General features: G+C 62.6%; 22 protein-coding genes. 13 read left to right on the plus strand and 9 right to left on the minus strand.

The features are described 5' to 3' along the window. Nucleotides 1–27: 27 nt before the first annotated feature. The 6 genes from ACB039_RS11170 to ACB039_RS11195 all read left to right on the plus strand — a co-directional run bounded on the left by ACB039_RS11170 (nucleotide 28) and on the right by ACB039_RS11195 (nucleotide 5408). Entirely contained in the window at nucleotides 28–1227 is a 1200-nt protein-coding gene (locus tag ACB039_RS11170; RefSeq protein ID WP_371165689.1) for a hypothetical protein, read from the plus strand. Nucleotides 1228–1230: 3 nt separating this feature from the next. Next, nucleotides 1231–2409, plus strand: a complete 1179-nt coding sequence (locus ACB039_RS11175) for a hypothetical protein (RefSeq protein ID WP_371165690.1) — start codon at nucleotides 1231–1233, stop codon at nucleotides 2407–2409. Nucleotides 2410–2449: 40 nt separating this feature from the next. After that, a complete protein-coding gene (locus ACB039_RS11180) occupies nucleotides 2450–2854 on the plus strand; it encodes a hypothetical protein (protein WP_371165691.1) in 405 nt (134 codons plus the stop codon). 27 nt (nucleotides 2855–2881) lie between these two features. Beyond that, on the plus strand, nucleotides 2882–4831 hold the full coding sequence (locus ACB039_RS11185) for a hypothetical protein (RefSeq protein WP_371165692.1): 1950 nt from the start codon (nucleotides 2882–2884) through the stop codon (nucleotides 4829–4831). Continuing rightward, nucleotides 4828–5052, plus strand: coding sequence for a hypothetical protein (locus tag ACB039_RS11190; protein WP_371165693.1), 225 nt, complete (start codon nucleotides 4828–4830; stop codon nucleotides 5050–5052). The genes ACB039_RS11185 and ACB039_RS11190 overlap by 4 nt, the downstream gene beginning before the upstream one ends. A 71-nt stretch (nucleotides 5053–5123) precedes the next feature. Then, nucleotides 5124–5408, plus strand: a complete 285-nt coding sequence (locus tag ACB039_RS11195; protein WP_280094160.1) for a DUF2845 domain-containing protein — start codon at nucleotides 5124–5126, stop codon at nucleotides 5406–5408. A 691-nt stretch (nucleotides 5409–6099) separates the two neighbouring features. Here ACB039_RS11195 and ACB039_RS11200 read toward each other — a convergent pair. Continuing rightward, nucleotides 6100–6945: a lytic transglycosylase domain-containing protein gene (locus ACB039_RS11200; protein WP_041206330.1), complete on the minus strand. Its 846-nt coding sequence runs from the start codon at nucleotides 6943–6945 to the stop codon at nucleotides 6100–6102. A gap of 351 nt (nucleotides 6946–7296) precedes the next feature. Here ACB039_RS11200 and ACB039_RS11205 point away from each other — a divergent pair, with 351 nt between their 5' ends. From ACB039_RS11205 to ACB039_RS11215, 3 genes are all read left to right on the plus strand, one after another. Beyond that, complete coding sequence (locus ACB039_RS11205; protein ID WP_005329116.1) at nucleotides 7297–8037, plus strand: glycosyltransferase family 2 protein; 741 nt, start codon at nucleotides 7297–7299, stop codon at nucleotides 8035–8037. 88 nt (nucleotides 8038–8125) lie between these two features. Continuing rightward, entirely contained in the window at nucleotides 8126–8491 is a 366-nt protein-coding gene (locus ACB039_RS11210) for a lipid-A-disaccharide synthase N-terminal domain-containing protein (RefSeq protein WP_041206328.1), read from the plus strand. Further along, on the plus strand, nucleotides 8481–10169 hold the full coding sequence (locus ACB039_RS11215; protein ID WP_371165694.1) for an ArnT family glycosyltransferase: 1689 nt from the start codon (nucleotides 8481–8483) through the stop codon (nucleotides 10167–10169). Before ACB039_RS11210 ends, ACB039_RS11215 begins: the two co-directional genes overlap by 11 nt. Nucleotides 10170–10252: 83 nt before the next feature. Here the strand turns inward: ACB039_RS11215 and ACB039_RS11220 are convergent, their stop codons facing one another. Further along, the gene (locus ACB039_RS11220) at nucleotides 10253–11251 is read right to left on the minus strand and encodes an NAD-dependent epimerase (RefSeq protein WP_005329119.1); all 999 of its coding nucleotides are present in this window, start codon (nucleotides 11249–11251) and stop codon (nucleotides 10253–10255) included. Beyond that, complete coding sequence (locus ACB039_RS11225) at nucleotides 11248–12609, minus strand: UDP-glucose/GDP-mannose dehydrogenase family protein (RefSeq protein WP_371165695.1); 1362 nt, start codon at nucleotides 12607–12609, stop codon at nucleotides 11248–11250. The genes ACB039_RS11220 and ACB039_RS11225 overlap by 4 nt, the downstream gene beginning before the upstream one ends. A 303-nt stretch (nucleotides 12610–12912) precedes the next feature. Between ACB039_RS11225 and ACB039_RS11230 the strand changes: the two genes are divergently transcribed. Continuing rightward, complete coding sequence (locus ACB039_RS11230; RefSeq protein ID WP_371165696.1) at nucleotides 12913–13521, plus strand: YitT family protein; 609 nt, start codon at nucleotides 12913–12915, stop codon at nucleotides 13519–13521. A 328-nt stretch (nucleotides 13522–13849) separates the two neighbouring features. Here ACB039_RS11230 and ACB039_RS11235 read toward each other — a convergent pair whose 3' ends face one another. The 3 genes from ACB039_RS11235 to ACB039_RS11245 are packed head-to-tail and all read right to left on the minus strand — an operon-like array spanning nucleotide 13850 to nucleotide 16533. Continuing rightward, nucleotides 13850–14650, minus strand: a complete 801-nt coding sequence (locus tag ACB039_RS11235) for a heme ABC transporter ATP-binding protein (RefSeq protein WP_371165697.1) — start codon at nucleotides 14648–14650, stop codon at nucleotides 13850–13852. Between the two features lie 15 nt (nucleotides 14651–14665). Continuing rightward, nucleotides 14666–15697: an iron ABC transporter permease gene (locus ACB039_RS11240; protein ID WP_043130417.1), complete on the minus strand. Its 1032-nt coding sequence runs from the start codon at nucleotides 15695–15697 to the stop codon at nucleotides 14666–14668. Further along, nucleotides 15694–16533, minus strand: a complete 840-nt coding sequence (locus ACB039_RS11245; RefSeq protein WP_371165698.1) for a hemin ABC transporter substrate-binding protein — start codon at nucleotides 16531–16533, stop codon at nucleotides 15694–15696. Before ACB039_RS11245 ends, ACB039_RS11240 begins: the two co-directional genes overlap by 4 nt. 168 nt (nucleotides 16534–16701) lie before the next feature. Here ACB039_RS11245 and hutX point away from each other — a divergent pair, with 168 nt between their 5' ends. Both hutX and hutZ read left to right on the plus strand, forming a co-directional pair. After that, a complete protein-coding gene (gene hutX, locus ACB039_RS11250) occupies nucleotides 16702–17214 on the plus strand; it encodes a heme utilization cystosolic carrier protein HutX (RefSeq protein ID WP_005329147.1) in 513 nt (170 codons plus the stop codon). Further along, nucleotides 17211–17768, plus strand: a complete 558-nt coding sequence (hutZ, locus tag ACB039_RS11255) for a heme utilization protein HutZ (RefSeq protein ID WP_005329149.1) — start codon at nucleotides 17211–17213, stop codon at nucleotides 17766–17768. The genes hutX and hutZ overlap by 4 nt, the downstream gene beginning before the upstream one ends. 70 nt (nucleotides 17769–17838) lie before the next feature. Here the strand turns inward: hutZ and ACB039_RS11260 are convergent, their stop codons facing one another. Genes ACB039_RS11260 through ACB039_RS11270 form a run of 3 tightly spaced genes read right to left on the minus strand, consistent with a single transcriptional unit; the run spans nucleotide 17839 to nucleotide 19837 of the window. After that, nucleotides 17839–18243, minus strand: a complete 405-nt coding sequence (locus ACB039_RS11260; RefSeq protein ID WP_371165699.1) for a hypothetical protein — start codon at nucleotides 18241–18243, stop codon at nucleotides 17839–17841. 39 nt (nucleotides 18244–18282) lie between these two features. Then, the gene (locus ACB039_RS11265) at nucleotides 18283–18837 is read right to left on the minus strand and encodes a cysteine hydrolase family protein (protein WP_182786230.1); all 555 of its coding nucleotides are present in this window, start codon (nucleotides 18835–18837) and stop codon (nucleotides 18283–18285) included. A gap of 25 nt (nucleotides 18838–18862) precedes the next feature. Further along, a complete protein-coding gene (locus ACB039_RS11270; RefSeq protein WP_317841360.1) occupies nucleotides 18863–19837 on the minus strand; it encodes a ChaN family lipoprotein in 975 nt (324 codons plus the stop codon). Between the two features lie 201 nt (nucleotides 19838–20038). Between ACB039_RS11270 and ACB039_RS11275 the strand changes: the two genes are divergently transcribed. Next, nucleotides 20039–22132 (plus strand): TonB-dependent hemoglobin/transferrin/lactoferrin family receptor, encoded by a 2094-nt coding sequence (locus ACB039_RS11275; protein WP_371165700.1) that lies wholly within the window; start codon nucleotides 20039–20041, stop codon nucleotides 22130–22132. Nucleotides 22133–22230 lie beyond the last annotated feature (98 nt).

The raw sequence follows: 22230 nt of genomic DNA on the forward strand, positions 1-22230 counted from the left end.
AAATGCCCCGCAATGGAGAACGGCAACATGGCTGAATACAAAGTCAAATGGTTTGCAAGCGAAATGCAAGGTGCCCCGAGCCTGGGCGATACCGCAGACGGCGCCCTGGCTGCGCTGCTCAAGGCGGTACTGGTCACCGGCTTTGGCACCCTGACGATTAATGCCCTGTCGTTTGATGCTGCCAAGGGGTGGGCGGTGGCCACCTTTAGCGGCGGCCATGCCTATCAGCAAGACTCAGTTATCCAGGTCGATGGGGTATCCCCTGCCGCCTATAACGGCGAGCATCGGGTGATGCAGGTCAGCAGCACCCAGGTGTGGTTCGAGATTGACGGCGGCAACCCTGGCGCGGCGGGTTCCGGCGCGGCAATGACGATGAAGGTGGCGCCGCTTGGCTGGACGATCACCCATGAGAGTGGTGACGGTAAGGTGTTTATTGTACGCCCCACCAACGTCAGCGAATCGGGCAATGTCAGCTTGCGCATTGACAATTCGGCGTTTACGGGGTGGATGGGGGCAACCTATTTCAACTATCTGGCCAAGGTGGCGATGGTTGAGGATGTGGTGGATATCAACAGTTACACCACTATTGGGGAGTGGCGCTGGCCTTGTACCGGGCGCTTTTCCAACCGGCGCTGGGATCTGGTGGGCGATAGCCAGCTGTTTTACTTCATGCCTGCTTATGCGGCAGGGAACTACCAGTTTATGTATAGCTTTGGCTATATCCGCTCGGTTCGGCCAGGAGACCGCTATCATGCCGTGATTAACCACTATCCGACCACCAATGCCAATGAGCTGGGGCGTAACTGGCAACAGGGATCAAGTGGCTATTCAGCGTGGGGCAACCTGTACCCCAATTTTGACAACGCCACCCACCGGGTAATTGCCCGGCCTTATCACCAGCTATTCGGTGCCACCAACTGGTTTTTGAAAGGGCTGTTTGGTCGATTCGGCAGCGGCTTGAACATCCCCAACGGCCCGGACAATGGCTTTTATGTAACCCAGGATCCCACCATGGTGATCGAGAGTGGCAACCACCTGCGTGGCTATTTGCCCGGTTTGGTGTGCCCGTTTGCCAGCATAGGGACATGGGACAGGAAGAACTTCAAAGACCTGCCTGCCATGCCTGGCAAGTTGTTGCGGTTTGTCAGGGTGGGGTTTCAGGAAGATAACAATACCGCTGGGCAGACTTGCCTGATGGGCTTTGACCTTACCGGCCCATGGAGGTAAGCGATGGCAACGTTATATCAAACCATTAAAAACACGGCTGGCCTGTTGGCGTATTGGCCACTATGGAATGACGGGGTTGACCACAGTGGTAATGGTAAACATCTATCTATTGTTGGTGGATTTAATCAAGGGAAAATATTGTCAAATGACATGATGCCAACCTTTCAGTCAGCGAACCCAGGAGTCAATGCTGTCAATACGTCCATTCATGGCAGAGTCCTGATGGCATCGCTGCCAGGAATGGTTTCGATGGAGCTGTATTTTGCCGGGCCAAGTGAATATAGCGAAACCCTTTTTGATATATGCCCATTTTGCTTTAATGCCACTATAGGCGGCTCGCTAGGAAGGTTGTTTGTATATTCAAATCACACCATCCCAGGGTTGTTGAGATTACATTGTGAAAATGGTCAGGGTAGTTTTATTAGTGCCGACATGCCTTTTCCTCTAAGTGAGCTATTGCGTGATGGTATGCACTTGGTCATACAGTATGAGCAAGGCACCAATGAAACGGTTGTTTATATTGATGGTGTTAAAACTCAACTTTTTTTACCTGGCAACCTACTCATACCAGTGGCTAACTCATATCTAGTATTAGGAATGAGGTATCACACACAAAATACATCAGGAGTATCTTGTGTGGCCGATGTGGCAACATATAACCGGCCATTAACCAAATCAGAAATTGATGCAAGAGCATCGTTTAAAATTTCCCCACCCATGTTCATGCCGGTCAGCATGACGGCAGTGGCTGCCAACCAAGAGCCCCGCAGCCAGTTCCAGCCGCAGGATGTGGCTTGGCGCGGCAGACCGCCGCTGTTCGCTGGCCCCATGTTGGCGGCTGCAGTGACGGCAGACCCGCTCTGCAAAGGCCAGGATCTGGCCTGGGTCAGGGATGGCAACCAAAACGCGTTGCAGGGCTATATCGAGAGCACGGTCACCATCGACGGGGAGGGGGTCCGGCGGCGGGTGCTCTGCTTTGACCAAGCGGGCAACCTCATCGGGGAGACCTACAGCCGGGCCGGTGACGGCAAATACCGGTTCGATCTGCTCTGGCTCAACCGCCGTTACATGCTGGTCGCCCAGGACGATCCCGCCTTCGGGCCCGCCGATTACAACGCCGTGGCGGCCGACTACCAGCTCCCCACCCCTTACGCCCCCGGTGAGGGGGTCGGCCTGGTCTGACCGGGACGCACTACCTGCAGCACTATCTGCGGAGGTTGATATGCTCGTTTTCTCTGATGCCCTACGCACCAGCCGCGCCCAGCTGCTGGCAGCCGCCATCGACGAGGGCAGCGCGGGTGTCGCGACCCTCAAGATCTACACCGGCCCCAGACCCGCCCCCGGGGCGGCCATCACCACCCAGGTGCTGTTGGTGGCGCTGCAGTTCCCCCACCCCTGCACCCAGAGCGTGACGGGCGGGGTGCTGACCCTCAAGCCCCTGGCCGAGCAGATGGCAACTGCCAGCGGTATCCATGCCTGGGGGCGCATCGCCAACCGGGACGGCGACTTTGTGGCGGATCTGGAGGTGGGGCCGCCCGGCCTCGGTGCCGACATCGAGATCCCCGCCACCGAGCTGTTCACCGGCGCCATGGTGCGCATCAACAGCGCCATTATCACAGAACCCTAACCGCTCCTCCTGAGCCCCGAGGTCAGCATGGCCAGAACAGACGCCCGGCTTGAACTGCGCAAGGCCCGCAAGGCCACCGCCGCCCTGGAGCTGAATCCGCTCCTGGTGGTGCGCTATGAGGCCGTGTTGCAGGGCACCAGCCTGCCGCCCAGCCTGGCCTGTTCGCCTGGGCTGGTGTTGCCCAGCGTACTGCAGGGGACCGTGCCAGCGCCCCAGGCCACCCTGGTTATGACGCCGGTTTACCCCGCCGACCTGCTTGCCACGGCGCCGCTGCCGGCGGTCGAGATAGGCGCCGCCGTGGTGATCGAGGCGACCCTGGCCAGCACGGCCCGCCCCCTGCTGCCTGCCATCGAGGCCGGCCACGACATCAACGTGTTCCGGGGGCCGAGCCACACCAGCACCGATCATTTCGAGCGGGCAGCTCTGGTGACCCGGGCAGTGCAAAGCGACTGGCAGCGGCCTGAGCTGGTCCCGGCGACCCGCCCCAGCACCTGGCAGGAGGCCAGCCCCCTGCAGGCCGAGTGGACCGGCCTGACCGAGCAGCTGCCCCGGGAGGATGGCGCGGTGCTGGTGCCGTTCGACGAGGGGCAGGCCCTCGGCGCAAGCAACGGCCATGGCTTCGACAGCTTGCCACCCGGCCATGCCGTGACCCGCTCGCTCTGGGTAGAGGGGGCGCCGGTGGGGCGCTGGCAGGTGAGCGGGTTTCGCAACCCCCCGCGTCAGGACAAGGTGTGGCAAGCCGACCGCTGGCAGGAGGCCACCCCGCTCGGCGTCACCCTGGGGGATCAGCGCTGGCAGCTTGGCCTGCAGCTGCACAAGGGCTGGCTGTCGCGCTGGGAGGAGGCGATGCAGCCCCCTTGGGGGACCAGCCCGCCCCCCAAGCCGCCCATCAAGCCGGAGCGGCCGGACAAGCGCACCAAGGCGCTGGCGTTCGGCCGCCCCCGGGGTGACGCCTCCCTGGAGTTTGTCTGGTTTGGGCAGGCCCACATCGTTATTCCAACTCGGAGGGTTTACCTGGTGAGCAACGCAGCACAGATAGTACGAGTCAGGGACGGGCTCGACATTCCCGCCACCTCGCTGAGCATCGAACTCGATACCGACTCCTGGGCCTGGCAGTTCACGGCCCAGATCCCGCGCATCGCGGCGGCCGAAATGACGGACGAGGAGGAGGTAAGCATCCATGTCAACGGCCAGCAGTGGGACTGCGTGTGTGATGGCTGGCAGTCGAGCCAGAGCTTTGCCCGCGAGTCGGCCACCCTCACCGGGCGCTCTCGCACCGCCTACCTGTCGCCGACCCATGTATTGGCGCAATCGGTGAGCGAGAGCGCTGCGGCCACCATGGCTCAGTTGGCGGAGGCCCTGCTGCCGTTCGGCTGGACCCTGGACTGGCAGGCGCCGGATTGGCTGGTACCTGGCGGTTTCTTCAGCCTGGACAATCAGACTCCCATCGAGGCGATCAAGTACCTGGCCGAGGCGGCGGGTGGGTTCGTGCTGCCGCACCAGCGCGATCGGCACCTGGTCATCAAGCCTCGCTATCCGACCGTGCCCTGGCAGCTCGACGGGGCGCTGGCCGACGTGGCCATCCCCCGCGCCATCATCACGACGCTGGGCAGCGACTTCCAGCCGGGGCAGGCGGCGAACGGCATCTATGTCAGCGGTGGTCATCAGGGCATCAGTGCCCGGGTGCTGCGCCAAGGCACAGCAGGGGAGCGACAAGCACCGGCCATCACCCACCCGCTAGTGTGCGATGTGGTGGCAGCACGCGCCCAGGGGGTGGTGGGGTTGGCCAAGACCATACCGAGGCGCACCCAGACCATACAGCTGCCGTTGTCTGCCGATACGGGTCTCATCCTGCCCGGGGCATTGCTCGCGGTGGATGGCTGGAAGGGCTTTAACAGAGGCGTCAGGGTCGCGGTTGAATTGCAGGGCCGGGCCATGACGGTACGCCAGCAACTGAGTGTGGAGCGATTTGTATGAACCTGTTCAAGCAGTTCCAGGAGCTGATCCCCGGTGCTGACCCGCTGCTGGTCGGTACCGTCAGCGCAACGACGGACACCAGTACCACGCTGGAAACACCGGGCGGGGGCGTGGTGATCGTGCGAGGGGGAGGGGTGGCCATCGGCCAGAAGGCGTTCTACCGTGGGGGAGAGCTGGAGGGTGAAGCTCCGGATCTGCCAACCTATGAGATAGAAGTTTGAGTCCATATCGGTGAGGTCGAACTACAATAAGTGCCTGTAATCGACCACTAAACCTCTGACAAGGATCAGCTATGAACAAATGGATGCTACTGTGTTTGATCGCTCTTGTACCCCTGACATCCCAGGCCGGAGCCATGCGATGTAAGAGCGCATTGATCAGCGAAGGAGACTCATCTTTCAACGTGCAGAAGAAGTGCGGTCAACCGCAGATGAAGGAGGACATCATTGACGAGCGTCTTCTGGATGCCCCAAAGATCGGGGAGCGCTGGACATATCAGGCCCGCGAAAGCGACATTCCTCAGGCCGTGACCATCATCAATGGCAAGGTGACCCAGATAGAAGACCTCACCCGCTGATATGACAATGGCCACGCAATGTGGCCATTACTGCTTCAGGTAAATCAACGAGCCATTCTCTCATTGCCCCCCTTTCCATCTTGGCAACTGTCAGATCTGACAGCGCTTTATCTATTGGTGATTGGAGCCACTATCGCCAGCAAAAAGGCTCCCAAAATTGGGGCCATCCTGGGGCCAAAAAATACAGAACTGATGGGTTTGGGGCCAAAATGGGGCCACGAAAAGAGCTATGGAAAGCCGAGGTTAGCTGTCGGATATTGATTGTAAGGTTCTGAATTTGCCAGCTTTATGCGGCTCTTGTTAGCTCTAGCTGGCTTTCAGCTTGCCTCAATGGTTCATCGTGTAAATAAATTGAGCCATTGGCTAATTCTCTTCCTTTTCAGTAGTTTAATGTTTTTACATTAACAAACTGACGTCGTGGTGGGGCCTGGTCGGCAGGGGCCGACCCGGTTCCAAAAAACCCGTCGATTGTAAACCAATGGGAAGGGGGCGGCAAAGTAGACAACCGGGGGCATGTTGTGCGGAGAGTCCTTTCGGCAGAGGGGAAAGAAGAGGGGAGATAAGAGGGAGCGCCACAGGACAAACGGTTGGCCAGATTCCGCGGTGTGCGGGCTTAAGACTTCCTTAAGCCTGGCTCGATAGGATTCATCACGTTACCGTGAGGCGCCATGGGTTCTGCTTATGCCAGCCGTCAGCGTGGCCGTTTGATCGCCTTGGTCGGGTCCTGCCCCGAGTAGTAGAGCACCCGTTGTACATACTCCTGGGTCTCCTGGTAGGGCGGTACGCCGCCATAACGGATCACGGCCTGCTCACCGGCGTTGTAGGCGGCACTGATCCTGACCCAGTCAGTGCCAAACTGTTTCTCCAGCCACTTCAGGTAGATCATGGCACCGCGGATGTTCTGCTGTGCATCGAAGGGGCGGGTCACGCCGAAGCGTACCTGGGTTTCGGGAATCAGCTGCATGACCCCTTGCGCCTGCTTGGGGGAGACGGCGGTGCTGTTGAGATTCGACTCGGCGATGGCGATGGCGAGCGCCAGCTGGGGGTCGACCTTGTGACGGTGGGCAGCCTGGCGGATCATGACGGCCAGCTTCTGCTTGGTACGGGATTGCCGGGCCAGATAGCTATCCTGATCGAAGGGCGTGCTGGGGCGCACCCAGGGGGTGCCTCCTCCACCCCCGCCGATACCGCAAGTGCCAAGGGGGGCATTGCCTACCCGCTCGTTGTAGTAGCGAGCCGCTTGCTGATTGCCGAGGCGCATGGCCATGGCGAGGTAGGCGTTGGCGTGGCGGGCGCTGCGGATCCCCTGAGGCCCGCGAGCCAGCAGGCGGCCGATGCGATAATAGGCCTCCGGGTTACCAAGGTTGGCTGCGGTGCAGTAGTGGGCGATGGCCTGCCTCGGGTTGCCTTGTTCCATGGCGGCGCCCTGACGCAGGGCGCTCATCGCCTTCGGGGCCTGGCGAAAGGCATCGGCATGGGAGGATGGTGTGACAAGCAGTAGCAGGAGTCCCCAGCTCCAGGTGCAGAGTCTCTGCATGATGGATACCTCGTCTTTCGTATCCGCAAGATATAGGTGCGATATGGGGGGGTTGCCAGCCAGGAGATGGAACATCTGGTTATGTGTTCGGCCATCAGAGATGAAAACGGTATGGAACTTTTGGCAGAGAAGGAAAAGACTCTGGCGACGAACGCCAGGTGGCTGCACTTCGCGATCCTCTTCTCCATGGCACAATTCAAATTGATAGATTTATTATTTTTGTGGCAATAGACTGCCGATCTTGCTGCCTAACGCCTTGTATTTGCATGATGTTAGTCAGCTTGTCGATAAAATAGAAATGGGGGGCGCAGTCGAACCGATTGCATCCTTCGTCATGATTGGGAAGCGCATATGGTTGATTCAATCGAGGTCTCTGTCGTGGTGCCCGCCAAGGATGAGCGGGACAATCTGGCCCCCCTCATCGGCGAGATCGATGCCGCGTTGGCGGGGAAATACAGCTACGAGCTGATCTATGTGGACGATGGCAGCGAGGATGACAGCTACGCCCTGCTCTGCGGTCTGAAGGCGCAATTCCCCGCGCTGCAGGTGGTGCGTCATGCGAGGGCCGTCGGCCAGAGCATGGCGGTACTGAGTGGCGTGCGCCACGGCCGCGGTGACTGGCTGGTGGTGCTGGATGGCGATGGTCAGAACGATCCGGCCGACATTCCCGCCATGCTGGAGGAGGCCAGGCGTCGCTTCGCCTCGGACAAGCACCAGGTCGGGCTCATCGGCCATCGCGTCAATCGGCGCGATGACTGGGTGAAGCGCCTCTCGTCCAAACTCGCGAACGGTTTTCGCGATCTGCTGCTGCGGGATGGCATCCCGGATACCGGCTGCGGCCTCAAGGTGGTGCGCCGTGACTGGTATCTGCGCCTGCCCGGCTTCAACCATATGCACCGCTACATCCCGGCCCTGATCCAGGCCCAGGGTGGCCGCATGTCCCCCTGGCCGGTCAACCACAGACCCAGGCAGGCGGGTGTCTCCAAATATGGCGTCTGGAACCGGCTCTGGGTCGGGTTGGTGGACGTGGTCGGCGTCTGGTGGTTGCAGCGCCGCTCCAAGGTGGTCGAGATCAGGGAGACATTGGAGTGATCGATGCCCTGCTTTCGATGCCGTCGATCTGGCTGGACCGGGATGAGCTTGCCCTGCATGTCGGCGGGTTGCACCTGGGAGGATGGCGATGATCGATGCCCTGCTCTCCATGGAGCTGACCTGGTTCGACTGGACTGGCCTGCATGTGACGGGCTGGAAGATCATCGGCTACACAGGGGCGCTGATGTTCGGCGGCCGCTGGCTGGTGCAGTTCGTCGCCTCCAAGCGCGCCGGCAAGCCGGTGATCCCGCGCCTGTTCTGGTACATGAGCGTGCTCGGCAGCCTGATGACCCTGAGCTACTTCGTCTTCTCGCCCAAACAGGACTCGGTCGGCGTGTTGCAGAACCTCTTCCCCACCTTTACCGCGCTCTACAGCCTCTATCTGGATATCCAGCACAGAGGCTGGAAGCGGGACAAGGTCGTCAACGACTATGAGGCTCGTCATGGTAAATGACCGTTTCCTGCTCAATCAAAGATCTCTCGGCTGGCTGCTGCTGATCGCGTTGGTGGTGCTGGGGGCCGGCCTCGGGCTGCGGGATCCCTGGCCCGCCGACGAGCCGCGCTTCGCCCTGATCGCCAAGGAGATGGTGGAGAGCGGGCAATGGCTCTTCCCCATGCGCGGTGGCGAGATCTACCCGGACAAACCCCCCATGTTTATGTGGGGGATAGCACTGGGGTATCTGCTGACCGGTTCCATCAAGGTGGCGTTTCTGCTGCCCTCCCTGCTGGCGGGTCTGCTGACCATCACGCTGGTGTGGGACATGGGCCGCCGCCTGTGGAACCCCTCGGTGGGCTTCCTGGCAGGGCTGTTGCTGCTGTTTACCCTCCAGTTCACCCTGCAGGCCAAGACGGCGCAGATCGATGCGCTGGTCACCTTCTTCATCACCCTCGGCGTCTACGGCTTCGTCCGCTTCCTGCTCTGCGGTGGCGGCTGGCGCTGGTACTGGCTCGGCTGGTTCGCCGCCGGGCTTGGCATCATCACCAAGGGGGTGGGGCTGCTGGCCTTGCTAATCCTGATCCCTGCGATCTGGACCCACCGCGAGAAGATCCGTGCCGCCTCCAGGAGCGACTGGCTCAAGGGGCTGGCGGGGCTGCTGTTCATGCTGCTGGCCATCGGCCTGTGGCTGGTGCCCATGTTGCTCGCCGTGGCCCAGAGCGGCGATCCCGTGCTGCAGGCCTACCGGGACAACATACTGCTGCGCCAGACGGTGACCCGCTATGCCAACGCCTGGCATCACGTCAAACCGTTCTGGTACTACCTCACCTCGGTGATCCCGCCGTTCTGGCTGCCGGTCTCCCTGCTGCTGCCCTGGCTGGTGGTGGCGTGGCGCAAGGCCATCCTGGGGCAGGACAAGCGCATCATCCTGCTGCTCGGCTACCTGGTGCTGGTGATCGTCTTCTTCTCGGTGTCGCCGGGCAAGCGCGGCGTCTATGTCACGCCGGGCACGCCGGCGCTGGCCCTGCTGACGGCTCCCTTCGTCGCCGAGCTGCTGGCGCGGGTCTGGCCCGCGCGCCTGCTGGGCGGGCTCGGCTGGCTGCTGGGGATCATCTGTTTGGGCGGGGCGGGGGCGCTGGCATTCAGCGCCAAGCTGGCGAGCAAGCTGGGGGATCTGGGCCCGGCGCCCTGGCTGCCCCTGCTGGCGATGGGGGCGGCGTTGCTGCTGCTCAACGCCTTGCTGCGCCGGGCACCGCTCACAGCCATCTTCTGCTCGCTGGCGGTGGGCTGGCTGATCTACTCCAGCTGGATCTGCGTGAAGCTCAACGACATGCGCACCCCGGAGGGGGTGATGGCGCTGGCGGCGCAGCAGGTGCCTGTGGGCGACGAGCTGTTGCTGGCCGGCTTCAAGGAGCAGCACCTGCTGTTCGCTCTACAACCCGTGCGCCATTATCCTTACCTGCTGGGGGACGGGGAGCAGGCCCGGGAGGCGGCGGCCTGGGTGGCGGCCGGGCCCAGGCGCCATGTGCTGGGCTCGGCCGACATCATGACGGTGTGTTTCGATGCGGTGCGGATGACGAACCTCGGCAACCGTCATCGCACCGACTGGCTGCTGGCTGGCGCGGATGCCCTCAAGCCGGAGTGCCGCGGTCTCAGTCCACAGATAGAGCCCTTCAGCTATACCCCCGGGCCCTGAGCCCGGACAGCAGACGGATAAGTCGGATAAACAGAGGGGCTGCCATTGGCAGCCCCTCTTCATCGTCAGATCTCTCGGCGCGGTCAGACTTGGTAATACGCCTTGTACCAAGCGACGAAGCTCTCTACCCCTTCTTGCAGCGCCATCTTGGGTTTATAACCGGTCGCCTCGAACAGCGCCTCGGTGTCGGCCCAGGTGGCGAGCACGTCGCCGGGCTGCATGGGCAGCAGGTTGCGGATCGCCGGCTTGCCGAGCGCAGTCTCGATGGCCTCCACGAAGTCCAGCAGCCGCACCGGGCTGCCGTTGCCGATGTTGAAGAGGCGGTAGGGGGCCGGGCTGGTATCGGTCTGCCCCTGCCAGTTCGGGTCGCCGACCGGCGGCCGGTCCGCGATGCGCACTATGCCCTCCACTATGTCGTCGATATGGGTGAAGTCCCGACTGAGCTGGCCCTGATTGTAGATATCGATGGGCTCCCCCTTGAGGATGGCGCGCACGAACTTGAACAGCGCCATGTCGGGCCGACCCCAGGGGCCGTAGACGGTGAAGAAGCGCAGACCCGTGGTGGGCAGGCCGTAGAGGTGGGAGTAGGAGTGGGCCATCAGCTCGTTAGCCTTCTTGCTCGCCGCGTAGAGGGAGACAGGGTGATCCACCCCGTCCGAGGTCTTGAACGGCATCTGCTCGTTCAGGCCGTACACCGAGCTCGAGGAGGCGTAGACCAGATGCTTGACCCCGTGATGGTGGCATCCCTCCAACACAGTGAGAGTGCCGGTGAGGTTGCTGTCGGCGTAGGCGAAGGGGTTGTCGAGGGAATAGCGCACCCCGGCCTGAGCACCCAGGTGGATCACCCGCTCGAACCGCTCGCGCGCGAACAGCTCGGCCATGGCGACCCGATCGGCGAGATCCAAGCGCTCGAAGCGAAAGCCGGGCAGGGGGCTGAGCCGTGCGAGGCGTGCCTCCTTCAGGCTCACCTCGTAGTAGTCGTTGAGATTGTCGATGCCGACCACCTGATGACCGTCGTGGCAGAGCCTCTGCGCCACATGGAAGCCGATGAATCCGGCGGCACCGGTGACCAGATATTTCATTGCCGTTGCTCCTTGTGCAGTCCGGTGGCCAGACTGTCGCCCCGGCCGATGGCGTAGTAGGTAAAGCCGCGCTGGTGCAGGCGGGCCGGATCATAGAGGTTGCGACCGTCGATGATGACGGCCTGTTTCAAGGTACGCTGTATCAGCTCGAAGTCCGGGGCGCGGAACTGCTGCCATTCGGTGCAGATGAGCAGGGCGTCGGCTCCCTTGAGGGCCGCTTCCTGAGTACCGCACAGAGTCAGATCGTCCCGCAGGCCATAGAGACGCTGGGCCTCGGTCATTGCCTCGGGATCGAACGCCTGCACCTTGCCGCCAGCGGCCCAGATCGCCTCCATCAGCACCCGGCTCGGTGCCTCGCGCATGTCGTCGGTGTTGGGCTTGAAGGCCAGGCCCCAGAGGGCGAAGGTCCGTCCCGTCAGATCGCTGCCGAAGTGCTGCTGCAGGCGGGCCATGAGCTTGTGCTTCTGGCCGTCGTTGACCCGTTCCACCGCATGCAGCAGGGGGGCATCGCAGCCTGCCTCGCTGGCAGTGTGGATCAGCGCCTTGACGTCCTTGGGGAAGCAGGAGCCGCCATAGCCGCAGCCGGGATAGATGAAGTGGTGGCCGATGCGCGGGTCGGCGCCTATGCCCTTGCGTACTTCTTCGATGTCGGCGCCGAGCTTCTCCGCCAGGGTGGCCATCTCGTTCATGAAGGAGATCTTGGTGGCCAGCATGGCGTTGGCGGCATACTTGGTCAGCTCGGCGCTGCGGGCGTCCATCTGGATGATGCGATCCCGATTGCGGTTGAAGGGGGCATAGAGCTCCTCAAGCAGAGACATGGCGTGTGCCGAGCCGGTGCCGATGATGATGCGATCCGGCCGCAGGCAGTCGGCCACTGCGGCCCCCTCCTTGAGAAATTCCGGGTTGGAGACCACCTCGAGGGGGAGGTCGACTCCGCGCTCTGCAAGGATGGCGGCGATATGCTGGTGCACCCGGTTGGCGGTGCCGACCGGCACTGTGCTCTTGTTGATCACCACCTTGCCGCCCTGCATCAGCCGGCCTATGGTGCCGGCCACCGCCAGCACGTGCTTGAGATCGGCCGAGCCATCTTCATCCGGCGGGGTGCCGACCGCGATGAAGATGAGTTCGGCAAAACCCACCCCCTCGGCCACATCCGTGGTGAACAGCAGACGGCCTGCCTGGTGGTTGGTCTGTACCAGGGGGGCGAGGCAGGGCTCGAAGATGGGGATGATACCCTCTCTCAGGCGCTCGACTTTGGCTGCGTCCACATCCACACAGGTCACCCTGTGGCCCATCTCGGCCAGTACGGCGGCCTGAACCAGTCCCACATAACCTATTCCGAATACGCTGACTCTCATCTGCTGTCGCTCTGCAGCCAGTGGCAAGGGGGTCATTTTAGAACGATTCTGACTCGCTGACAGCGAGATACCCTGGGTTTTTCAGGTTATCTTCAGGCTGGGAGGGGAGAGGGCATGACATATTTTGGTGCAAGGGTTGTAACGCGGCGCTGACGCGCACCATTTCGGCGCATTCGGTCCCGTACTTGTGATCCGGGTCACTCAAAATGGACACTGTGACCATAACGAAGTCCCGACTCACGGGGCTCGCGCCCGTCATCGGGCCTCAGACACTCTTTTCACTTCGCTACTGGACATAAGGTTATGGACAACACCCCCCGTTTGGCCCATCCGCTCTATGAGGATGTGCTCGCCCTGCTGACCGCGGCAGGCTTCGTTTCCCTCGGCATCTTCCTGTTTCATCAGGTCGGTCTGCTCACCGGCGGCACCGCCGGATTGGCGCTGCTGTTGCAGCAGGTCACAGGCCTGAGCTTCGGCCTGCTGTTCTTCACCATGAACCTGCCGTTCTACGCCCTGGCCTGGCTCAGGATGGGGTCGCGCTTCACCCTCAACACCTTCGCCGCCGTGGCCACCGTCTCCTTCATGACGGATCACCTCAACGCCGTGCTGCAGATAGGCAAGATAGAGCCCGTCTATGCGGCCCTGATCGGCGGTACCCTGATCGGCATGGGGCTGCTCATCATGTTCCGCCACAAGGCGAGCCTGGGCGGCTTCAATATTCTGGCGCTGTTTATTCAGGACAAGTTCGGCGTCCGTGCCGGCAAGCTGCAAATGGGGCTTGATTGCGCCATCGTCATCGCCTCCTTCTTCGTGGTCTCCCCCTGGCTGCTGGCGCTCTCAGTGGTCGCGGCCATCATCTGTAACCTGGTGTTGACACTCAATCACAAACCGGGCCGCTACCAGATCGCCTGAGTCACCCTTCACGTTGCATACAAAAGAGCGCCTGATGGCGCTCTTTTGCTATTCGAGATCCTGGCTTGATTCACACCACCATGGGTTGTCCCGTCTCGGGGTGGTGGGTGGAGCCGGACGGGATAGTCGCGGAAAGGGAGGGCGATGTGCTCGTTATCACACGACCATGGGTTGCCCCGTCTCGGGGTGATGGATCACCTGGGCGGGGTAATCGTGTGGAAAGGGAGGGCGATGCGCTCGTTATCACACGACCATAGGCTGCCCCGTCTCGGGGTGATGGATCACCTGGGCGGGGTAATCGTGGAAAGGGAGGGCGATGCGCTCGTTATTACACGACCATGGGCTGCCCCGTCTCGGGGTGGTGGATCACCTGGGCGGGGTAATCGTAGAGGCGGGCGATGAGCGCCGGGGTGAGCACCTCTGCCGGGGATCCGTCCGCCATCAACCTGCCCTGCTCCAGCATCACCAGCCGGTCGGCGTAGCGCGCCGCCAGGTTGAGGTCGTGCAGCACCACCAGTACGGCGGTATTGCGGGCGGCCAGGGCGCGGGCCATGGTGAGCAACTGATGCTGGTACTTGAGATCGAGTGCCGAGGTGGGCTCGTCGAGCAGCAGCAGTCGCGGTTGCTCGGGATCGGGTAGCCGTTCCGGTGACGGCTCCTGCCAGATCTGGGCCAGCACCCGGGCGAACTGCACCCGCTGGCGCTCCCCACCGGAGAGGCCGGGGTAGAGGCGGCCAGCCAGGTGCTCGACCCCGGCGTGGGTCATGGCGGCCCGCACTATCTGGTTGCGGCGGCTGACGGGTTCGCTGTGGGGCAGCCGCCCCATGGCCACCACTTCCTCGCACAGGAAAGGGAAACTCAGGGACGAGCTCTGGGGCAACACCCCGACTCTGTGGGCCAGGACATCGCCGGCCCACTCTTGCCGCTTGCGACCGAACAGGGAGATGCTGCCGTCATAGGCCAGTTCGCCGGTCAGGCACTTGATCAGCGAGCTCTTGCCCGCTCCGTTCGGGCCGAGCAGAGCGGTCAGGCTGCCCCCATGCAGATCGAGATCCAGGTTGTCCAGGATGAGGCGATTGCCCCGGGTGAGGTTGAGCCCGCGGCAAGCGAGCAGGAAGGATCCGGGCAAGGTGGCGTTCTCCTGTTACAGCGTCCGGCGACTCTTGACCAAGAGCCAGATGAAGAAGGGGGCACCCAACAGGGCGGTGATGATGCCCACCGGCATCTCGGCCGGTGCCAGCAGGGTGCGGGCCAGCATGTCGGCCCCAAGCAGCAGGGCTGCGCCGAGCAGGGCACTGAGCGGCAGCAGCCTGACATGATTGGGTCCGGCCAGCAGCCTCACCAGGTGGGGCACCACCAGGCCGACGAAGCCGATCATGCCGGCCACCGCCACCGCCACGCCGACCCCGGCGGCAGTGAGCAGGATGAGACGCCGCTTGAGGCATTGCACATTGACCCCCAGATGACGGGCCTCACCTTCGCCCAGCAGCAGGGCGTTGAGGGGGTTGGCATCGCGCATGAAAAGCCACAGCAGGGCGACCAGGGTCAGCAGCGCCAGCCCCACGTCCACCGGCTTGCCGGCGGCCAGGGAGCCCATCTGCCACAGGCTCAGGTTGCGCAGCATCTGATCGTCAGCGAGGTAGGTGAGGAGCCCGATCACGGCCCCTGACAGCGCCGTGATGGCAACGCCCGCCAGCAGCATAACGGTGACCGAGGTGCCCCCCTCACGGGTGCCCAGCAAATAGACAAGGGTGGTGGTGAGCGCCCCGCCGAGGAAGGCGAGCAGGGGCAGCAGACCGAGGCCGAGCAGGCTCTGCAACTGCTGGCCGAGGGGGGCCAGCAGCACGATGGCCAGGGCGGCCCCGAGCGCCGCACCACCGGAGACCCCTATGATGCCGGGGTCGGCCAGGGGGTTGCGAAATAGCCCCTGCATCACGGCGCCGCAGAGGCCGAGAATGCCCCCCACGGCGATGCACAGCAGGGTGCGTGGCAGGCGGATCTCCTGCACTATCAACAGCTTGTGTGCCTCTATCCCGCTCTCTTTGCCGGCGAACAGGGCCTGCAGACTCTCGGCGAAGGATAGCGACATGGGGCCGGTGGCAAGGGAGCCGACCAGCAGCAGGGCGAGCGTGCAGCCGGTGAGTGCGAGCAGCCAGGGCAGCGGCAGACGCATCATGAACCCTGCTTGATCCACTGGGCTATCTGATTGGCCTGCTGCAAGGATCTCAGGCTGAGCCCCCCTTGCAGGGCGTGACCGTCGATGGCGTGGATAGCCCTGTTCTTGCCTGCCGGTGTGGCGGCCAGGGCCGGCACCTGTGCCAACACGCTGTCGACGCTCTGGTATTGCTGCCAGTCACGACCGCTCACCAGCACCAGATCCGGTTGCAGTTCGATCAGGGATTCGGTGGAGACTGGCTTGTAGTCGTGCAAGCGGGCGACCGGGTTGACGCCGCCGGCCAGGGTCACCAGGGCGCTGGCGGTGGTATTGCCGCCGGCTATGCTGGTGGGTTGGCCCTTGTGCAGCAGCAGGAAGGCGACCCTGAGGGGCTTGTTCTGTTTCGCCTGGGCCGCCAGTTTGTCGCTCTGGACGGCGATCTCGGCCTTCAGCCTGGTGCTGGCGGCCTGATTGCCCAGCAAGCCGGCCAGGGCGTCGATCCGCTCGTTGAGGTTGGCCAGGGTGGGTGCCGTCGGCAGCACTGTCACCTCGACGCCGGCCCGGCGCAGCTGTTCCAGGGCCGGTGGCGGCCCCATCTCGTCGCTGCCGACCAGTCGGGTCGGGGCCAGGCTCAGTATCCCTTCGGCAGCCAGGGCGCGGTAGTAGCCGACTCTCGGCAGCCCCTTGGGTTCAGGGCTGCTGACGTCGGTGGCGACCAGGCTCTGCTCGCCCCCCAGGGCCATAATGAGCTCTGTGGTGGCCGGGCCTATGCTGACGATACGTTCCTGCGCGGCAGCAGGCAGGGAAAGGGCTGAACAGCCGAGCAGGCTGAGTGCGAGGGCAAAACGACGGCCCATGCGAACCTCCGAAGGGTGTATGAGAGTGGGATTGCCGCCGAGAATATCAAGCTCGTGAAAAAAATGCACTGATAATGAAAGCGATTATCAATTGCGTTAAGGGGGCCGCTTTATTACAGTATCCGCCGCGAGACCGAGTACCATCGCCAGATCATCCAGGGAGAACCGATGAGCATTGCACAACGCATTCATGCGCTGCTGGAACAAGATCCCAGCGCCCATCCTTCCAGCATCGCCACCGAGCTGGCCGTCAGCGAGTGGGAGGTGGTGCGCCACCTGCCCGCCGAGCTGATGACGCTGGTGCCGAGCGATCAGGCCGAAGCCCTGCTGGCGGATCTGGCCAGTTGGGGTCAGGTGACCACCATTGTGGAGTCTGACGGCTCCATCTTCGAGGTGAAGGCCCCCTTCCCCAAGGGCAAGACGGCCCGTGGCTACTACAACCTGATGGGTCGGGACGGCGAGATGCACGGCCACCTCAAGCTCGACAACGTGGTCGGCATTGCCCTGGTCAGCAAGCTGTTCATGGGCAAGGAGGGGCACTCCTTCCAGTTCTTCGGCCACAGCGGTCGCTGCATTTTCAAGATCTACCTGGGCCGTGACGAGCAGCGTCAGCTGCTGCCTGACCAGGTGGAGCGTTTCAAGGCCCTGCGCCACCAGTATCAAGAGGAAGTGAAAGCATGAGTGAACGTCAGGAGCGTCTGCAGAACCGTCTGCAACCGGAGATCCGCGAATTTCGTGACGGTTGCCGTACCCTGCAGCTCGCGACCGTGGATGGCGAAGGCAACCCCAATGCCAGCTACGCCCCCTTCGTGCTGCAGGAAGATGGCTACTATGTGCTGATCTCCGAGATAGCCCGCCATGCCCGCAACCTGCAACAGGTGCCCAAGGTCTCCCTGATGCTGATCGAGGACGAGACCGGCGCCCGCGAACTGTTCGCCCGCAAGCGACTCACCTTTGACGCCGTGGCCGAGGTAGTGGCGCGGGATGACGAGCGCTGGGGCAAGGCGATAGCGGCGCTGGAGGGGCGTTTCGGCGACATCGTCAAAGGGCTCTCCAACCTCAAGGACTTCGTGCTGTTTCGTCTCAAGCCCGAGCAGGGTCTGTTCGTCAAGGGCTTCGGCCAGGCGTTCCGGGTTTCCGGTGACGAGCTGGTGGACTTCGTCCATCTGGTGGAAGGGCACAAGCGCGTCGACAACGGCGCCGAGTTGACCAGCGAGACGGACGCACCCGTCTGAGGTGCGGGGTCATGAGATGAAAAACGGGCAGCCTGGGCTGCCCGTTTTGTTACCTGTCCCCCAATCGGGATCACTCCTGCCAGGAGGCCTTGTTGGGGAAGGCGTCGCGATCGGCCTGGGTGGCGGTCTCGTTGCACTCCCCCCGGATCTTCCAGGAGGTCTGGCTGAGGACTATGTAGCCGGTGCGGCAATAGTTGCGCGCCGCCAGCGTCTCGGTCAGTTGCTCATCCTGCAGGGCCTCGCGGCGCTCCAGCAGGCTCTTGCTGTTGCGGCTCAGCTGGCTGTCATCCTCCTGCAACCGACTCGGCAGGACGTCGAGGGGAGCGGCTTCGAAGGTGAAGCGCTTGCTCCCCTCTTCGTTGATGTTGGTATGAAACAGGGGGGCCGGGCCGTCGGGCGTGGTGCCCGGCATTCCGGAGCAGGCCGTGATCGCCGGTAACAACAGCACAAGGGCAACGGCAGAGAATAGACGCACGCAAGACTCCAATCAGGTGATCACTTCAAGGCGGGCAGATTAGCACGCCAGCGCGGGTTGAGCCGCTTCGAGCAGCTGATCCGTGGTGAGCAGGGTTATGCTTCTGCCTTCGGGCAGGTCCAGATGCCGCCACATCCAGTTGTGGTGCTCGATGATCTTCTCGGCGCTCAGGTGGGGACGATCGGCTGTGGTGTGACCATCCTGCAACACCAGCACCTCAAAGCCATGGGCCGCGGCGCTGCGTACCGTGGTATCGACGCAAAAATCGGTGTTGCTGCCACAGAGGATCAGCCTGTCGACGGACTGCTCGGCCAACAGGAAGGCCAGCTCGGTCTCGAGGAAGCTGTCGCACGCCGTCTTGCGTACCCGGCTATCCCCCTTGGCGGGTTGTAGGGCCGGGTGCAGTTGCCAGCCCGGGGTACCGGGCTCCAGCTCGCCCCCTGGCAAGTCGTCATGCTGGATGTAGATGACCCGGCCATGTTGCTGTCTGACGTGGGCAGCGGCCCGGTTGATGTTGGCCAGTACCTGTGGCTGTTGGTGATGGGTCGCTTTCATGACCCCTTGCTGCACATCGATGATCAGTAACACGTCCATATTTTACCCGCCGTATCCTGGAAGATTAGGGTTGCAGCCACTGGCTGCAGTCACGGCTGCGGGATTGATGCAGCGCGCCCATATCTTGCTTCATTTCCGCTGCATTTAGCCAGCGTTCCGGCAGGGGGGCTATGTGCACCCGCACGTCGGCACTCCGTCCGGGGACGGCCTTGCCATCTTGGGAGCCAGTTTCAGGCACCACCAGGGCGACTCTCAGCGCCGGATTGCGGCTGGCGATGCGGCTCGCGATACCCAGTCCCCCCTCCACGTGGAAGTTGCCAGCGATGTGCATGATGCGCCGGCCGGGATGCTGCTCGAGATAATCGACCATGCTCTCGGCCATGGTGTCGTCCCAGCTGGTCTGGGCGGCGAAGCGGCGGGCATTGCCGTCCGCATCCCCATGATGCATGGAGGCCATGAACTTCTGGCGGTAGCCGTCATCCCCCAGGGTGAGCTCGCGGGCGAGCTGGCTGCGGCGGCTGGCAGGCAGCTTGTCGAGCCACTCCGGGCCTTCCTGACCGACACAGCTTACCAGCGGCTTGGGAGCATTGGCGGCGATCACCGTCAGCTGCTGCGCCTTGGCAAATTCCACCAGGGGGCGGTAGTCGCTCGGGTAGTTCGGCCAGGCATGGCCGTCCCGGATCAGCGTGGATTCGCCGATGCGCCCGGCCAGGTAGGCATCCAGCACGGGTTGCTCGGCGCGGGTGAACTGCTCCATGGAGAGCACGAGGGCCCGGCCATCGACGCGCGACATGCCTGCAAGCTCCGCCAGCAGGTTTGCCTGCAACAGGTGCACGGCCGGGTGGCTGTGGAGCTCGCCCACCAGCACTATGTCGGCATCCCTGACCCTGTCCACCGCCTGGGCGAAGCTGAGGGGCCTGTCGTCCATCCCCTCGCCAAGCTGGTAGTGATAGAGGGTCCGGGGCACCTCGCTCTGCGGCGGGGTGGCACAGGCGGTCAGCAGCAGGGGCAGGGCGAGCAGGGGGAGTCGTCGAGTCATGGCATCTCACTCACAAAGGCAGAGATTGGCAAAGGTACAGCACCATACGATGGCAGCATGGCGAGCAGGAAAAAAGAGGCGCTAGTGTAAAACCGGTTAGAAATAAAGGGAAATGAGAATGATTAACTTTATTATTGATCTTTGTGGCTGTCTGGGTAAGATGCCGTTCGGTTGATAATAATTCTCAATAAGGACTTTGCAGTGGCGCACAACAACACCCCCTCTCTGATTGCCCTCGCCGTGGCGGCCGGGCTGGTATCCCCTGCTTTCGCCGCAGACAAGAAAACGGATGAAGTCATGGTCGTCAGCGGCTCTCGCATGGAGCAGAAGCTGGAAGACGTCTCCGGCCCCATCGCCGTCATCACCTCGGAGCAGATCGAAGAGCAGGTCGTCAGCAATGTCGCCGATCTGTTCCGTTATGAGCCGGGCGTGAGCGTGCAGGGCGGGGCGGGGGATGCCCAGACCTTCACCATTCGCGGCATGAGCGAGAACCGGGTCAAGGTGGTGCAGGACGGGGTGCGCCAGAACGACGCCTACAAGAATGGCGGTGTGGGCCAGACCTACTTCGACACCGACATGATCAAGCAGGTGGAAGTGGCCAAGGGGCCGGCGTCCGCGGCCTACGGCTCCGATGCCCTGGGGGGCGTCATCGCCATCACCACCAAGGATGCCGGCGACTTCCTCAAGGGGAAGGAGAGCTACCTGGACGCGACCACCGGCTATGCCTCCAGTAGCCACCAGAAGATGGCTGGCATCACGGGGGCGCTGCGCAGCGGTGAGTTCGAGAACCTGTTGCGCTACACCTGGCGCGACGGCGGGGTGACCCAGAACCATGACGGCGACAAGGACGAGTTCGACATCGTCAGCCAGGCGGTGCTGCTCAAGAGCAAGTGGAACCTCTCCGATGATCAGTTCCTGAAGCTGACGGTCGACTACTTCACCGAGGGGCAGGATCCGGATGCCATCGATCTGACCAAGGCGGGCTCCGTCTTCAACCAGCCGATCACTGATAAAGACACCGACAACCTCTCCCTGGTGCTGGATCACGGCCTGGCCCTGAACGCCCCCTGGGCGGATCGGATGGACAGCAAGATTTACTACACCCGCACCAAGCAGACCCTGGATCAGTACGCCTCCTCCAAGTATCCGGTCAACCCGGGCAATCCCTATGTGACCAAGAACTCCCTGGATCACAACGGCTTCGAGCAGGAGAGCCTGGGGGCTCAGGTGAAGTTCAGCAAGGCGCTCGTCAACCAGCGTCTGGCCTGGGGTGTCGAGTATGAGCACACCGACAACGAGCGTACCCGCTTCAAGGGGCCGACCGTCCCCGGTGACTTCGTCGGCTACAACGAGCTGAGCTTCCCGTCCACCACCAGCGAACGCAGCGCGCTCTGGGCCTTCGACGAGATCAAGTTTGGCGAGCGCTGGGTGCTGACTCCGGGCGCCCGTTACGACTACTACAAGATGACCCCGGACGAGGATCCCGCCTACACCGGCGAGAACATGCAGAAGATCTCCGAAGGGGAGTTTTCCCCCAAGCTGGGGCTGGTGTTCAAGGCGCACGAGGCGGCCAACCTGTTCGCCCAGTACAGCCACGGCTTCAAGGCGCCCATGTATGACAACGCCTTCTCCACCCTGAACCACCAGGCCTACGGCTATCGCATCGAGCCGAACCCTAACCTCAAGCCCGAGAGCAGCGACGGCATCGATCTCGGGGTGCGCGGCAGCAGCGGCGGCTTCAGCTACGAGGTGGCGACCTTCTACAACCAGTTTGACGACTTCATCGAGCTGACCGCCGTGGGCACCGAAGGGCGCACCGCCATCTATCAGTACCAGAACCTGGACAGGGCGACCACCAAGGGGGCCGAGGTTAAGGCGGACTACTGGCTGAACGAGCTGGTCAACGTCTGGGGCAACCTGGCCTACATCGAGGGCAAGGACGGCGACGGCAACTACATCAACAGCCTGAGCCCGTTCAATGGCAGCCTTGGGGTGCGTCTGGAGCAGCCTAACTGGAACATCAACACCGCCCTGCGCTTCGCCGACGACATGGACAAGGTGGGCAAGGATGTCAGAGGCAACGACAACATCAAGAGCGCCGGCTGGGGCGTGGTGGATATCTACGCCCAGTTCAAGCCGATGCAGGATCTGCAGCTCAACGTCGGCGTCTTCAACCTGTTCGACAAGGAGTACGTCAGCTACGAGAGCATCACGGGCCTTGCCGCCAGCGCGGACACCAGCAACCAGACCGAGCCGGGCCGCAACCTGAGTGCAAGGGTCAAGTACGTGTTCTGATATTCGTCCATGACGATGATGAAGGGGCCCCAGGGCCCCTTCTCTGTTTCTGGCGGGCCGGCCTGAGTTGGCCCCAAAAAGAAACCCGCCAGGGGCGG

This window comes from Aeromonas sp. S2(2024) (genome assembly GCF_041402505.1).
GTDB lineage: Bacteria > Pseudomonadota > Gammaproteobacteria > Enterobacterales > Aeromonadaceae > Aeromonas > Aeromonas media.

Coding starts and splice junctions, on each gene's coding strand:
- ACB039_RS11270 (WP_317841360.1), bottom strand. CDS start 19,837: ATGACTCGACGACTCCCCCTGCTCGCCCTGCCCCTGCTGCTGACCGCC.
- hutZ (WP_005329149.1), top strand. CDS start 17,211: ATGAGTGAACGTCAGGAGCGTCTGCAGAACCGTCTGCAACCGGAGATC.
- ACB039_RS11265 (WP_182786230.1), bottom strand. CDS start 18,837: ATGGACGTGTTACTGATCATCGATGTGCAGCAAGGGGTCATGAAAGCG.
- ACB039_RS11200 (WP_041206330.1), bottom strand. CDS start 6,945: ATGCAGAGACTCTGCACCTGGAGCTGGGGACTCCTGCTACTGCTTGTC.
- hutX (WP_005329147.1), top strand. CDS start 16,702: ATGAGCATTGCACAACGCATTCATGCGCTGCTGGAACAAGATCCCAGC.
- ACB039_RS11180 (WP_371165691.1), top strand. CDS start 2,450: ATGCTCGTTTTCTCTGATGCCCTACGCACCAGCCGCGCCCAGCTGCTG.
- ACB039_RS11225 (WP_371165695.1), bottom strand. CDS start 12,609: ATGAGAGTCAGCGTATTCGGAATAGGTTATGTGGGACTGGTTCAGGCC.
- ACB039_RS11220 (WP_005329119.1), bottom strand. CDS start 11,251: ATGAAATATCTGGTCACCGGTGCCGCCGGATTCATCGGCTTCCATGTG.
- ACB039_RS11195 (WP_280094160.1), top strand. CDS start 5,124: ATGAACAAATGGATGCTACTGTGTTTGATCGCTCTTGTACCCCTGACA.
- ACB039_RS11240 (WP_043130417.1), bottom strand. CDS start 15,697: ATGATGCGTCTGCCGCTGCCCTGGCTGCTCGCACTCACCGGCTGCACG.
- ACB039_RS11210 (WP_041206328.1), top strand. CDS start 8,126: ATGATCGATGCCCTGCTCTCCATGGAGCTGACCTGGTTCGACTGGACT.
- ACB039_RS11185 (WP_371165692.1), top strand. CDS start 2,882: ATGGCCAGAACAGACGCCCGGCTTGAACTGCGCAAGGCCCGCAAGGCC.
- ACB039_RS11230 (WP_371165696.1), top strand. CDS start 12,913: ATGGACAACACCCCCCGTTTGGCCCATCCGCTCTATGAGGATGTGCTC.
- ACB039_RS11215 (WP_371165694.1), top strand. CDS start 8,481: ATGGTAAATGACCGTTTCCTGCTCAATCAAAGATCTCTCGGCTGGCTG.
- ACB039_RS11170 (WP_371165689.1), top strand. CDS start 28: ATGGCTGAATACAAAGTCAAATGGTTTGCAAGCGAAATGCAAGGTGCC.
- ACB039_RS11190 (WP_371165693.1), top strand. CDS start 4,828: ATGAACCTGTTCAAGCAGTTCCAGGAGCTGATCCCCGGTGCTGACCCG.
- ACB039_RS11245 (WP_371165698.1), bottom strand. CDS start 16,533: ATGGGCCGTCGTTTTGCCCTCGCACTCAGCCTGCTCGGCTGTTCAGCC.
- ACB039_RS11205 (WP_005329116.1), top strand. CDS start 7,297: ATGGTTGATTCAATCGAGGTCTCTGTCGTGGTGCCCGCCAAGGATGAG.
- ACB039_RS11175 (WP_371165690.1), top strand. CDS start 1,231: ATGGCAACGTTATATCAAACCATTAAAAACACGGCTGGCCTGTTGGCG.